We start from the raw sequence: 13,047 nt of genomic DNA, 5'->3' as shown, positions 1-13,047 counted from the left end.
ATGAGCGAGCGTCAGAAGGACCGGCCGTGGCTCATGCGCACGTACGCCGGTCACTCCACGGCCGAGGCGTCCAACGAGTTGTACCGGCGCAACCTCGCCAAGGGCCAGACAGGTCTGTCGGTGGCCTTCGACCTGCCGACCCAGACCGGGTACGACCCCGACCACATCCTCGCCCGCGGCGAGGTCGGCCGGGTCGGCGTGCCCGTCTCGCACCTCGGTGACATGCGCCGGCTGTTCCAGGACATCCCCCTGGACCAGATGAACACCTCGATGACGATCAACGCCACCGCCATGTGGCTGCTGGCGCTCTACCAGGTCGTCGCCGAGGAGCAGGGTGTCGACATCACCACGCTCCAGGGGACGACCCAGAACGACATCGTCAAGGAGTACCTGTCCCGGGGCACACATGTGTTCCCTCCGGGACCCTCGCTCCGGCTGACGACGGACATGATCTGCTACACGGTCAACCACATCCCCAAGTGGAACCCGATCAACATATGCAGCTATCACCTCCAGGAGGCGGGGGCGACCCCGGTCCAGGAGATCGCGTACGCCATGTCGACGGCCATCGCGGTCCTCGACGCCGTACGCGACTCGGGGCAGGTGCCCGCCGAGAAGTTCGGTGATGTCGTCGCCCGTATCTCCTTCTTCGTGAACGCGGGTGTCCGGTTCATCGAGGAGATGTGCAAGCTACGGGCCTTCGGGCGGATCTGGGACCAGGTCACCCAAGAGCGCTACGGCATCGAGAACCCCAAGCAGCGGCGTTTCCGGTACGGCGTGCAGGTCAACTCCCTCGGGCTGACCGAGGCGCAGCCGGAGAACAACGTCCAGCGGATCGTGCTGGAGATGCTGGCGGTGACGCTGTCGAAGGACGCACGCGCGCGTGCCGTCCAGCTCCCCGCCTGGAACGAGGCGCTGGGGCTCCCCCGGCCCTGGGACCAGCAGTGGTCGCTGCGCATGCAGCAGGTGCTCGCCTATGAGAGCGATCTGCTGGAGTACGAGGACATCTTCGCCGGGTCGCACGTGGTCGAGAAGAAGGTGGCCGAGCTGGTCGAGGAGTCGCTCGCCGAGATCGGGCGGATCCAGGAGATGGGCGGCGCGATGGCCGCCGTCGAGTCGGGGTATCTGAAGTCGCAGCTCGTGGCGTCCCACGCCGAGCGCCGGGCTCGTATCGAGTCCGGTCAAGAGAAGATCGTGGGCGTCAACATCTTCGAGTCGACCGAGCCGAACCCGCTCACGGCGGACCTCGACGCGGCGATCCAGACGGTCGACCCGGCCGTCGAGGCACGGGTGACGACGGCGCTCCAGGGATGGCGCGACACGCGCTACCAGCCGCCCTTCAACCATCCGCGCCCCTGCAAGGCGCTGGAGCGGCTCAAGGAGGCCGCGAAGGGCACCGCCAACCTCATGGAGGCAACCCTGGAGTGCGCCCGCGCCGGGGTCACGACCGGTGAGTGGGCCGGGGCCCTGCGCGAGGTGTTCGGAGAGTTCCGGGCGCCGACCGGGGTCTCGTCCGCGCCGGTCGCGGTGACCGCCGAGGAGGGCACCGCGATGGCGCTGGTCCGGCGCAGGGTCGCGGACACGGCGAAGGAGATGGGCGTCGGCAATCTCCGCTTCCTGGTGGGCAAGCCGGGCCTTGACGGGCACTCCAACGGGGCCGAACAGATCGCCGTGCGGGCCCGTGACGCCGGGTTCGAGGTGGTCTACCAGGGCATCCGGCTCACCCCGGAGCAGATCGTGGACGCGGCCCTCGAAGAGGACGTGCACGCGGTCGGCCTGTCCATCCTGTCCGGCTCGCACGCCCAGCTCGTGCCGGACGTACTGGAACGCCTCCGTGTGGCCGGTGCCACAGATATACCCGTCATCGCCGGTGGGATCATCCCCAATGGTGACGCCGAACAGCTGAAGGCTGCGGGCGTGGCCGCGGTCTTCACCCCGAAGGACTTCGACATCACCGGAATCATCGGCCGCATCGTCGACGAGATCCGGAAAGCGAACAAGCTCGACCCCCTGGAGGTCCCCGCATGACCACGCCCGTCAACCGTCTGCGTCCGCGCCGCTCCTGTCTGGCCGTCCCGGGGAGCAACCCCCGCTTCCTGGAGAAGGCCCAGGGGCTGCCGGCCGACCAGGTCTTCCTGGACCTGGAGGACGCGTGCGCGCCGCTCGCCAAGCCCGAGGCGCGGCACACCATCGTCAAGTTCCTCAACGAGGGCGACTGGACGGGCAAGACGAGGGTCGTGCGCGTCAACGACTGGACGACGGAGTGGACGTACCGCGATGTCGTCACGGTCGTCGAGGGGGCCGGTCAGAACCTCGACTGCATCATGCTGCCGAAGGTGCAGACCGCCCAGCAGGTCGTCGCCCTCGACCTGCTGCTGACGCAGATCGAGAAGACGATGGGCTTCGAGGTCGGCAAGATCGGCATCGAGGCGCAGATCGAGAACGCGCAGGGTCTCAACAACGTCAACGAGATCGCGACAGCCTCGCAGCGCGTCGAGACGATCATCTTCGGCCCGGCCGACTTCATGGCGTCGATCAACATGAAGTCGCTGGTCGTGGGCGAGCAGCCGCCCGGCTACCCGGCGGACGCCTACCACTACATCCTGATGAAGATCCTGATGGCCGCCCGCGCCAACAACCTCCAGGCGATCGACGGCCCCTACCTGCAGATCCGCAACATCGACGGCTACCGCGAGGTCGCGCAGCGCGCCGCCGCGCTCGGCTTCGACGGCAAGTGGGTGCTGCACCCGGGCCAGGTCGAGGCGTCCAACGAGATCTTCTCGCCCTCGCAGGAGGACTTCGACCACGCCGAACTGATTCTGGACGCCTACGACTTCTACACGTCCGAGGCGGGCGGGAAGAAGGGCTCCGCGATGCTCGGCGACGAGATGATCGACGAGGCCAGCCGCAAGATGGCGCTGGTCATCTCGGGCAAGGGCCGGGCCGCCGGCATGGAGCGCACGTCCAAGTTCGAAGCCCCGGAGGCCTGAGCGCCATGCAGTTCGGACGCACCTACGAGGAGTTCGAGGTCGGGGCGGTCTACAAACACTGGCCCGGGAAGACGGTCACGGAGTACGACGACCACCTCTTCTGTCTCCTGACGATGAACCACCACCCGCTCCACATGGACGCCAACTACGCCGAGAACACGACGGACTTCGGCAAGAACGTCGTGGTCGGCAACTACATCTACTCCCTGCTCCTGGGCATGTCCGTGCCGGACGTGTCGGGCAAGGCGATCGCGAACCTGGAGATCGAGTCGCTGAAGCACGTGGCGCCGACCTTCCACGGCGACACGATCTACGGCGAGACGACGGTCCTCGACAAGACGCCCTCCCGGTCGAAGAACGACCGCGGGATCGTCTACGTGGAGACCAAGGGCTACAAGCAGGACGGCACGCTGGTCTGCGTGTTCCGCCGCAAGGTGATGGTGCCCACCGAGACGTACATCAAGGAGCGCGGCGGCGAACAGCCCGGCCGGCCCCAGCTCAAGGAGCAGGAGAAGTAGCCATGGCGCGACTCGCCCAGACCGCCGGTCTGACCGACATCCAGCAGGAGATCCTGTCCACGGTCCGGGACTTCGTGGACAAGGAGATCCTCCCGGTCGCGACCGAGTTGGAGCACCGCGACGAGTATCCGCAGCAAATCGTCGACGGCCTCAAGGAGTTGGGCCTGTTCGGCCTGATGATCCCCGAGGAGTACGGCGGTCTGGGCGAGTCGCTCCTGACGTACGCGCTGTGCGTCGAGGAGATCGCGCGCGGCTGGATGTCGGTCTCCGGGATCATCAACACGCACTTCATCGTGGCGTACATGCTCAAGCAGCACGGCACGCAGGAGCAGAAGGACCACTTCCTGCCGAAGATGGCGCTGGGCGAGATCCGCGGCGCCTTCTCGATGTCGGAGCCGGGGCTCGGCTCCGACGTGTCGGCGATCACCTCGAAGGCGGTCAAGGACGGTGACGAGTACGTCCTCAACGGCCAGAAGATGTGGCTGACGAACGGCGGAACGTCCACTCTGGTCGCCGTACTCGTCCGAAGTGACGAAGGACACCCGGAGGGGACCGCGCCCCACAAGTCGATGACCACCTTCCTGGTCGAGAAGGAGGCGGGCTTCGGTGAGGTCCGGCCCGGGCTCACCATCCCCGGGAAGATCGACAAGATGGGTTACAAGGGCGTCGACACCACCGAACTCATCATGGACGGACTGCGCATTCCGGCCGATCGCGTCCTCGGCGGCGCCACCGGCCGGGGTTTTTACCAAATGATGGACGGCGTCGAGGTGGGTCGCGTCAACGTGGCCGCACGTGGTTGCGGGGTCGCTCAGCGTGCGTTCGAGCTGGGTGTCTCGTATGCCCAGCAGCGTCACACTTTCGGCAAGCCGATCGCCCAGCACCAGGCCATCCAGTTCAAGCTGGCCGAGATGGCTACCAAGGTCGAGGCCGCGCATGCGATGATGGTGAACGCGGCACGCAAAAAGGACTCGGGAGAACGAAACGACCTTGAGGCAGGGATGGCGAAGTACCTCGCCTCCGAGTACTGCAAAGAGGTCGTGGAGGACGCCTTCCGGATCCACGGCGGCTACGGCTTCTCCAAGGAGTACGAGATCGAGCGCCTCTACCGCGAGGCCCCGATGCTGCTGATCGGCGAAGGTACCGCCGAGATCCAGAAAATGATCATCGGGCGCAGGTTGCTCGAAGAGTACAAATTCCAGGGCTGATTGTCCGGTTCGGGGTGTTTTCTTCGAGAAGAAGATCACACCCCGTCAGCACTCTTCAGCCGCCGACTCGGCTTCCTGGCTTACCCAGTTGTGGCTGTGAGCCGCTACGATCGCCGGAAAGCCGCCGTCCCCTGATACAGCGCGGCATCATCCGCTACGAAGGTCATCCATGCCCCACAGCCAAACCTCTGCACCTCGCGACAGCCTGGCAGGCGTACGCCTGGCGCGCGGAGCATCGCCGTGGCTCCTCCCGACCGTCGCCACCGCAGCCCTCAGCCTGGTACGCGCGCGCAAGTCCGGCGCCGCCAAGGCCGTGGCCGTACCCGCCACCGCGCTGGCGGCGGGCATGCTGTGGTTCTTCCGTGACCCCGAGCGCGAGATCACCCAGGGCCGGGTCATCTCTCCCGCCGACGGTGTGGTGCAGAGCATCATGCCGTGGAAGGACGGCCGCACCCGCGTCGCGATCTTCATGAGCCCGCTCAACGTACACGTCAACCGCGCGCCCCTCTCCGGCACGGTGACATCCGTCGAGCACATCCCCGGCGGGTTCGTTCCGGCGTTCAACAAGGAGAGCGAGAACAACGAGAGAGTCGTCTGGCACTTCGACACCGAACTCGGTGACATCGAGATGATCCAGATCGCCGGTGCGGTCGCTCGCCGCATCGTCCCGTACGTCCCGCAGGGCACGAAGGTCGAGCAGGGCGACCGGATCGGCCTGATCCGCTTCGGCTCGCGCGTCGACATCTACCTCCCCGAGGGTGTCGAGGTCGCGGTCGAGGTCGGCCAGAAGACGGTGGCAGGGGTGACTCGCATTGACCGTGATTGATCCCGAGACACAGGCCGGCTGGGTGCCGGAGGCCGACCAGGTGGGTGACGACGAGGAGGAGATGCCTCTTTCTCTCCGCCTCTCAATAGCGGACACCCTCACCCTCGGTAACGCCACCTGCGGCTTCATGGCGGTGTACTTCACCACCACGGGCATCCTGATCCCTCACCTCACCGGCAGTGACGAGTCGGGCATGGCCCGTCACTCGGCGGCGACCGCAGTGATCCTGATGCTCTGCGCGGCGGTCTTCGACCTGTTCGACGGTCTGGTCGCCCGCAAGCTGCGCTCCTCCCCCATGGGCGCCGAGCTGGACAACCTCTCCGACCTGATCAGCTTCGGCCTCGCACCGGCGTACTTCGTGCTGGTGTACGGCATGGTCGCGGACGACGCGTACCAGAAGGTGGCCGCGGTCGGCGCGATCGTCGTCCTGCTCGCGGTCGTGCTGAGACTCGCGAGATTCTCCTGTGTGACGGTGAAGGACGGCACCTTCCAGGGCATGCCGAGTCCCTTCGGCGCCCTGACGGTCGTCTCGATCGTGCTCCTGGAACTGCCGTTCGTGGCCACGCTCATGGCCATCGTCGGCACCGCCTGGCTGATGGTGAGCCGGGTCGAGTACCCGAAGCCGCGGGGTCCGCTCGCGATCGCGATGGTCTCCTGGATCGTCTCCGGGATGGCCCTCCTGGCGGCCTGGGCCTTCGACGCCCCCGGCGGCCAGCTGCTCCTCCAGACCGGCTGCGCCCTGCAGCTCGTCCTGGGCGCGGTGATCCCGCTCTTCGCCACGGCACGTCGTGTGAACAACTTCCGCGACAACCGCCGCGAGGCACGGGCGGCGCAGCTGCCGTAGCGGTCGTAGCAGTGTGTTGTACGGAGGGCCCCGAACCGGATGATGGTTCGGGGCCCTCCGCGTTGCGCGTACGGCGTTTCGAGGGTCACCCGGCCGGTGAGTAGCCCTCCGCGACGGACGACGCCTCGGACTCCCGTACGACCTTCATGCCTCCCGTCACGCTCTTGTCGGGCTGGAGGATGACGCTCTCCTTGGAGGAGGGCGCCTTCGGGTCGCTGAAGTTCTGCGGGCTGCCGAAGCCGACGTCGAACGAGTTGATCGTCAACAGGGCCTTGTCCACACCCGCACGCGTGAGGTCCTTGCTCGCGCAGGCCTTCTTCAGTGCCTCACCGAAGACGGAGACCGCCGTCCAGCCGGCCACCACACCGTTGTCGAGCGAGTCGTTCGGATACGCCGCCTGGTAGTCGGCCACCAGCTTCTCGGCCTCCGGGGTGTCCGCCCCGATGGGCAGGGACGGTGAGGCGACCCAGTAGTTCTTGGACAGGGCCGGGCCCGCCTGGGTGGCCAGGAGCTGCGGGGCGAAGGCCGAGTTGTTGCCGATGACCGGGACGTTGAAGCCACCGGCCGCCGCCACGCCGACCAGGGAGGCCGCCTGGCGCGGTCCTGCGCTGACCACGATCGCCTTGACGCCCGCCTGCTTCAGCGCGGCGACCTGGGCGGTCATGTCGTTGTCGGTCGGCTTGATCTTCTGCTCGACGACCGTCAGCCCCGATTTCTCCGCCATGTACTTGGAGCCGACCAGGGCGCTCTCGCCGTAGTCCCCCTCGAAGTAGACATGACCGATCTTGTCGCCCTTCTTGATCCCCTTCTCATTGATCAAGAAGTCGACCGCATTGATCGTCTCAATGTCGTACGTTGACCCGATCACGCGTATGTACGGGCTGCCGAGCAGCGAGGCCGCCCACGCCTGTGGCAGCACGAGGACCTTGTCCTGGCCGTCGACGCGCTGTTTCACCGCCGCGACGAACGGCGAGCCGATGAACTGGGCGAACCCCAGCACGTCCGGTTCCAGTTCCGTGTAGCCGGACACGGCCTTCTGCGGGTCGTAGCCGTGGTCGCGGACGGTGAGGTTCACCTGGCGCCCGCAGACGCCGCCGGCGGCGTTCAGCTGCTTCACGTACAGCTGCTGGGCCTGGGTGACGCTCTTGCCGAGGGTCGCGTAGACCCCGGTCATGTCCGTGAGCGCGCCGAGCGTGATCGTCTTGGCGGACACACCGACGTCGGTCTTGACGCCGCCCGCCGACTCCGAGCCGTTGTCACCCCCGTCGTCCTTGGCCTTGGAGCTGCACCCGGCCACCGCCAGCAGCACGGCGAGCGCGCCCGCGGCAGCTCGGGCCGCGTATCTCGTGGTCATCGTTCCTCCCCTGGATTACGTGCGACTCGACGCCGGGCGGCCACCCTGACCAGCCCGCCCGGCAGGAAGAGCACCACCGCCACCACGGCGGCGCCGTACAGGTACCGGGACGCCTCGCCCGGTGCGATCCCGCCCGTGCCCGGGGCGGAGACCAGGGGCAGCGCGTCGCTGTAGCGGGTCAGCAGCTGGGGCAGCAGCGAGACGAAGGCCGCGCCGATCACCGCCCCGGAGACCGAGCCGAGCCCGCCGATGACGATCATGGCGAGGTACTCCAGCGACAGCGTGATGCCGAAGTAGTCGGGCACGGTCCGCTGGAAGACAAGGGCGAGCAGGACGCCGGCCAGTCCCGCGTACATCGAGGACAGGACGAAGACGGCGGCACGGTAGCGGGCCACGGGCACGCCGATCACACCGGCGGCGATGCGGTGGTCGCGGATGGCGTTCATGGCCCGTCCGGGCCGCCCGCGCAGGACGCCACGGGCGAACAGCGCGCAGCCGAGGAGGAGGACGAGTCCGGCGTACCAGAGCTTCTCCGCGGAGCCGAACGGCACGTTCGCTACGAGGAGTTCGCTGTCGTCGAAGGTGAGGCCGAATAGGCTCAGCGGCGGTACGTCACGGCCGTTGAAGCCGCCGGTCAGCTCGCGGGCGTTGAACAGGACGTGCTGGCCGATGAAGATCAGGGCGATGGTGGCGATGCCGAGATAGGGGCCGCGCAGGCGTCCGGCGATCGGGCTGAACAGGCCGCCCGCGACCCCCGCGACGAGCGTGGCCAGGACGGCCGCGAGCCAGGTCGGCAGGCCGAGCCCGGTCAGTCCGTCACCGCCCTCCGCCGCGAACACGCAGTAGCTGTAGGCGCCGACCGCGAGGAAGAAGGCGTGGCCCATGGAGAGCTGGCCGGTGGCGCCGGTGAGGAGGTTGATGCCGATGGCGCCGATCGCGGCGGCCATGGCGAACAGGCCGGCCAGGAGCCAGAAGCGGTCCACGTAGAACGGGAGGGCGAGGAGCAGGAGGGTGCCCGCGGCAGCCGCGTACGTGCGCGCGTGCGGCTGTCGGAGGGTGCGCCGGGGCTTGGCCGCCGTGTCAGCGAGGACGTCAGACACGGGCCAGCTCCTTCGTGCCGAAGAGCCCGGCGGGCCGGACGAGCAGGATCGCGACCATGACGAGATAGGGCGCGAGGTCGCCGAGGCCGCGGCCCATGAAGGTCAGGTCGCTCTGGTAGCCGGTGGCGAGGGACTCGGTGACGCCGACCACCAGGCCGCCGACGAGGGCGCCCGTCGTGGAGTCGAGGCCGCCGAGGATGGCGGCCGGGAAGGCCTTGAGCGCGGCGAGGGAGGTGGCCCGTTCCAGGCCCGGGGTCGGGAAGACGGTGAGGAACACGGCGGCGACGGCCGCGAGTCCGCCCGCGACGGCCCACGCGCCGAGCGACACGCGGCCCAGCCTGACGCCCATGAGGGCGGCCGTCTCCGGGCTCTCGGCCGCCGCGCGCATCGCCACGCCCCAGGTGGTGTGGCGGAAGGCGAGCAGGAACGCCGTGATGAGCAGGGCGGCGGCGACGAAGGCGGCTATCCGGGTGTGCGCGAGCGAGATCGGGCCGAGGGTGAGGACGGCGTCGCCCCAGGGGTCGCCGAGCGCGAGGACATCCGTACCGAGGCGGCGGGTGAGTTCGGTGGTCAGCAGGATGTCGACGCCGATGGTGACGATGGCCAGCACACTGTGGTCGTTGCCCCGGGAGCGGCGCATCACCAGGAACTCCACGGCGGCGCCGACGAGCGCGGCTCCCGCGATGCCCGCCAGCAGCGCGGGCCAGAAGCCGATGTCGTCGTGGAGGCTGGCGGTGACATAGCCCCCCGCGAGCAGCAGCGAGGCGTGCGCGAAGTTGACGACCTCGGTCGCCCGGAAGATCACGACGAAGCCGAGGGCGATGAGGGCGTAGACGGAGCCCATGGAGATGCCGTTGAGGAGCAGTTCGGCGAAGGTGCTCACGGTGTGGCCTCCTCGCCGAGATAGGCCCGTACGACCTCCGGGTCGTTCTGTACGTCCACGGGGGCGCCGTCGGCGATCAGCCGGCCGAAGTCGAGCACCGTGACGGTGTCCGCGAGTCTCATCACCACCCCCATGTCGTGCTCCACCAGGACGATCGAGATGCCGAGGCTGTCGCGGACACCGGCGATGACGGCCGCGACCCGGCGCCGTTCGTCGGCGGTCATCCCGGCCACCGGTTCGTCGAGGAGCAGCAGACGCGGCTCCATGCACAGGGCCCGGGCGAGTTCCGCGAGTTTCTGCTGGCCGTAGGGCAGGGAGCCGGCCGGGCGCCCCAGTAACCCCTCCAGACCGACGAACTCGGCGATCTCCCGCACGCGCGCGCGGTGCCGGCGTTCCTCGCGTGCCGCCGACGGCAACCGCAGGCCGGCGGCGACGAAGCCGGTCCTGGTGAGCCGGTGGCGGCCGAGCAGCAGGCTGTCCTCGACGGTGGCGTGGGGCGGCAGGGCGAGGTTCTGGAAGATCCGGGCGACACCGAGGGCGGCGATGCGGTGCGGGGGCATGCCGGTCAGCTCGTGCTCGCCGAAGCGGACGCTGCCGGAGGTGGCCCGGTAGACCCCGGACAGGACGTTGAAGCAGGTGGACTTGCCGGCGCCGTTGGGGCCGATGAGGGCGTGGACGGTGCCGGGGTCGACCGTGAAGGTGACGTCGTCGAGGGCGAGGAGGCCTGCGAAGCGGACGGTGAGGTGGTCAACGTGGAGGGCGGGAACGGCGTGGGCGTCAATGGTGGACGGCGGTCCGTCAATGGTGGTCAATGTGGATCAACCCTCCCATCTGGTCAACCTCGGCATGGAGCGCGTCAACCCACCGGGCGCGCCCGATCCACCCGATCCACCCATCGCTCCCGCCCCACCTGCCGCACCTGCCGCACCTGCCGCCTCCATCGCCCCCGCCGCATCCGCCGCCGCGTCCTCGTCGACCACGCCCAGATAGCGGCGCCGCACCTCGTCGGAGGCGGCGAGTTCGGCGCAGGGGCCGGAGAGGGTGACCTCGCCGACCTCCAGGACGTACGCGTGCGTGGCCAGCCGCAGGGCAAGGGCGGCGTTCTGTTCGACGAGCAGGACGGAGGTGCCCTGGGCGTTGATCTCGCGCACGGTGTCGGCGATGCGCGCGGCCATCAGCGGGGCGAGGCCGAGCGACGGCTCGTCGAGGAGGAGCACCTTGGGGGCGGCCATCAGGGCACGCGCGACGGCCAGCATCTGCTGCTCGCCGCCCGACAGGAGCCCGGCGCGCTGCTGGGCGCGGTCGGCGAGGACGGGGAACAGCTCGTGGACGCGACGCAGGGCGGCGGCCCGGTCCGCGCGTCGGCCGCGTGCGCCGAGGGCTCCGGCGCGCAGATTGTCGGCGACGGTCATCCGGGCGAACACCCGCCGCCCTTCCGGGACTTGGGACACCCCGGCGGCCACCACCCGGTCGGGGGCGAGCCCGTCGATCCGGCGTCCGCCGAGCGTGACCGTACCGCCGGTCGTCGCGCCGCCCTGGAAGGAGAGGGTGCGGCTGATGGCGCGCAGCAGCGTGGACTTGCCGGCGCCGTTGCCGCCCAGCACCGTCACGACGGCCGCCTCGGGCACCTCCAGCGACACCTGACGCAGGGCGCGCACGGGCCCGTACCCGACCGACAGATCCCGTACGACGAGATCGGCGCCGCCACGGGATCCGCCTCCGGAACCACCCGGCGACCCGCCCGGAGACCCCCTCGTTCCACCGCCCATGGCGTCCGCTCCCTCCCGCACACACGTCCGGTGTGGCGCACAGCCCAGCACCGAGGCGGGCGTCCGTCCACGGGTCGCGGCCGAAACCCCGCCGAAACGTGGCCGGTGACCAGCGGACTCCGCCGCCTGTTGTGCGCGCGCACAACACTGCGTGTCAGGGGCCTGCCGCAAGGGCTCGGCGGGTGGCATCCTCCGCTCATGGGCCCCCGCAGAAGGCGTACCGGTCATGACTGGAAGGTGCTCGCGGAGTCCTGCGCGGCGCTCCTTGATCGGGTGCCGGAGCTGGTCGACGAGCATCTGCGGCAACTGACGGAGCACTCCCCCGTCTACGGCCAGGTCCTCCCGTACGACCAGCAGTGGCGGGAGGCGGAGGAGGCGATGCGGATCGGCATCGGGACGATCTCCGCGCCCCGGGGCTCACCGCGCCGCGATCTGGAGTACGCGGAGGACGCGGGCCGGCGCCGCGCCCAGCAGGGGCTGCCGCTGGAGCTGCTGGTGCACGCGTACCGGAGCGCGGGCTATCTCGTCTGGGACGCGCTGTTGGAGGGGGCGGGCGGCCAGGAACCCGAACGGCTCGGGGCGCTGATGCGGTCGGCGACCCTGGTGTGGTCGGCGATCGACGCGCAGGCGGCGGTGGCGTCGGAGGCGTACCGGGCGACCGAGATGGAGCTGCGGCGGCGTACGGACGAACAGTTGCAGGCGTTGCTCGACGCGCTGCTCGACGGCCAGGAGTCGCCGGGCCTGGCCGCCCGGGCCGCGGCGGGGCTCGATCTGCCGGAGCGGGGCGCGTACGCGGTGGTGGTGCTGCGGGCGGAGCGGCGGGACCCGAGGGAGGCCTTCCACCGGCCGTTGCGGGGCGCCGGATACCGGTTCGTGTGGCGGATGCGGGCCGACCAGGAGGTGGGCGTGGTGCTGCTGGGGCCCGACCAGGGGCTCGACGCGGTGGCGCAGGCGCTGAGCGGACGGTGCTCGGGGGCGGGCGGGATCAGTCCCGTCGTACCGGGGCTGGCCGAGCTGGGGCGGGCCCGGCGGCTGGCCGAACTGGCGTTGCGCACCTGCCCGCCGGACGCGAGTGAGGTCGTACGGCTGGATCAGCGGATGCCGACGGCCCTGGTGGTGAGCCAGCCGGAACTCGCGAACCGGCTGGTGTCGTCCGTCTTCGGCGCCCTGGTCGGGCTGGAGCCCGCCGACCGGGAGGTGCTCCTCGAGACCCTCGACGTGTGGCTGGCCTGCGAGGGGTCGGCGGGACGGGCGGCCGGGCGGCTGTACTGCCACCGCAACACGGTGTTCAACCGATTACGGCGCCTGGAGCAACTGACGTCCAGGTCCCTGGCCAGACCACGCGACCTGATCGAGATGACCCTGGCGCTGGACGCGTACCGGTTGTCGGGGCCGACGGGGGTGCTGGAGGAGGCCGCGCGGCTCGCCGGGAGCGGGTGAGGGGACGCGGCGCGGCTGAAGCGCGGAACGCGGCTCGGTGTGGACGAGGGACGCGGTCCGGCGCCACGGGAGTGCCGGATGCGGCGCGGCACGAACGGGGGACGCCGCCCGGGCG

At 69.5% G+C, this 13,047-nt stretch carries 12 protein-coding genes; 7 read left to right on the top strand and 5 right to left on the bottom strand.

What is annotated here, in order from left to right; all coding sequences use genetic code 11:
* The 6 genes from ACWDR4_RS14805 to pssA all read left to right on the top strand — a co-directional run bounded on the left by ACWDR4_RS14805 (nucleotide 1) and on the right by pssA (nucleotide 6,386).
* A complete protein-coding gene (locus ACWDR4_RS14805; RefSeq protein WP_450408395.1) occupies nucleotides 1-2,028 on the top strand; it encodes a protein meaA in 2,028 nt (675 codons plus the stop codon).
* Entirely contained in the window at nucleotides 2,025-2,990 is a 966-nt protein-coding gene (locus tag ACWDR4_RS14800; RefSeq protein WP_450408393.1) for an HpcH/HpaI aldolase/citrate lyase family protein, read from the top strand. The genes ACWDR4_RS14805 and ACWDR4_RS14800 overlap by 4 nt, the downstream gene beginning before the upstream one ends.
* A 5-nt stretch (nucleotides 2,991-2,995) precedes the next feature.
* Complete coding sequence (locus ACWDR4_RS14795) at nucleotides 2,996-3,508, top strand: MaoC family dehydratase (protein ID WP_383950957.1); 513 nt, start codon at nucleotides 2,996-2,998, stop codon at nucleotides 3,506-3,508.
* A 2-nt stretch (nucleotides 3,509-3,510) separates the two neighbouring features.
* The gene (locus tag ACWDR4_RS14790) at nucleotides 3,511-4,716 is read left to right on the top strand and encodes an acyl-CoA dehydrogenase family protein (protein WP_405534625.1); all 1,206 of its coding nucleotides are present in this window, start codon (nucleotides 3,511-3,513) and stop codon (nucleotides 4,714-4,716) included.
* A 169-nt stretch (nucleotides 4,717-4,885) separates the two neighbouring features.
* A complete protein-coding gene (locus ACWDR4_RS14785) occupies nucleotides 4,886-5,542 on the top strand; it encodes a phosphatidylserine decarboxylase (protein WP_053747193.1) in 657 nt (218 codons plus the stop codon).
* Nucleotides 5,543-5,564: 22 nt separating this feature from the next.
* Nucleotides 5,565-6,386, top strand: coding sequence for a CDP-diacylglycerol--serine O-phosphatidyltransferase (gene pssA, locus ACWDR4_RS14780; RefSeq protein WP_450408575.1), 822 nt, complete (start codon nucleotides 5,565-5,567; stop codon nucleotides 6,384-6,386).
* Between the two features lie 85 nt (nucleotides 6,387-6,471).
* On the opposite strand, the gene ACWDR4_RS14775 is transcribed toward pssA, so the two are convergent.
* The 5 genes from ACWDR4_RS14775 to ACWDR4_RS14755 are packed head-to-tail and all read right to left on the bottom strand — an operon-like array spanning nucleotide 6,472 to nucleotide 11,492.
* Complete coding sequence (locus tag ACWDR4_RS14775; RefSeq protein WP_450408389.1) at nucleotides 6,472-7,740, bottom strand: ABC transporter substrate-binding protein; 1,269 nt, start codon at nucleotides 7,738-7,740, stop codon at nucleotides 6,472-6,474.
* Nucleotides 7,737-8,840, bottom strand: a complete 1,104-nt coding sequence (locus tag ACWDR4_RS14770) for a branched-chain amino acid ABC transporter permease (RefSeq protein ID WP_450408387.1) — start codon at nucleotides 8,838-8,840, stop codon at nucleotides 7,737-7,739. Before ACWDR4_RS14770 ends, ACWDR4_RS14775 begins: the two co-directional genes overlap by 4 nt.
* A complete protein-coding gene (locus tag ACWDR4_RS14765; protein WP_450408384.1) occupies nucleotides 8,833-9,723 on the bottom strand; it encodes a branched-chain amino acid ABC transporter permease in 891 nt (296 codons plus the stop codon). The genes ACWDR4_RS14770 and ACWDR4_RS14765 overlap by 8 nt, the downstream gene beginning before the upstream one ends.
* Nucleotides 9,720-10,526 carry an ABC transporter ATP-binding protein gene (locus ACWDR4_RS14760; protein ID WP_450408572.1) on the bottom strand — a complete coding sequence of 269 codons (807 nt, stop codon included), beginning with the start codon at nucleotides 10,524-10,526 and terminating at the stop codon, nucleotides 9,720-9,722. The genes ACWDR4_RS14765 and ACWDR4_RS14760 overlap by 4 nt, the downstream gene beginning before the upstream one ends.
* Nucleotides 10,527-10,541: 15 nt before the next feature.
* Nucleotides 10,542-11,492, bottom strand: coding sequence for an ABC transporter ATP-binding protein (locus tag ACWDR4_RS14755; protein ID WP_450408381.1), 951 nt, complete (start codon nucleotides 11,490-11,492; stop codon nucleotides 10,542-10,544).
* A gap of 198 nt (nucleotides 11,493-11,690) precedes the next feature.
* Here ACWDR4_RS14755 and ACWDR4_RS14750 point away from each other — a divergent pair, with 198 nt between their 5' ends.
* Nucleotides 11,691-12,932: a PucR family transcriptional regulator gene (locus ACWDR4_RS14750; protein ID WP_450408378.1), complete on the top strand. Its 1,242-nt coding sequence runs from the start codon at nucleotides 11,691-11,693 to the stop codon at nucleotides 12,930-12,932.
* Nucleotides 12,933-13,047 lie beyond the last annotated feature (115 nt).

The organism is Streptomyces sp. NPDC000878, from assembly GCF_053599695.1.
This window is presented reverse-complemented; position numbering and strand designations above follow the sequence as displayed.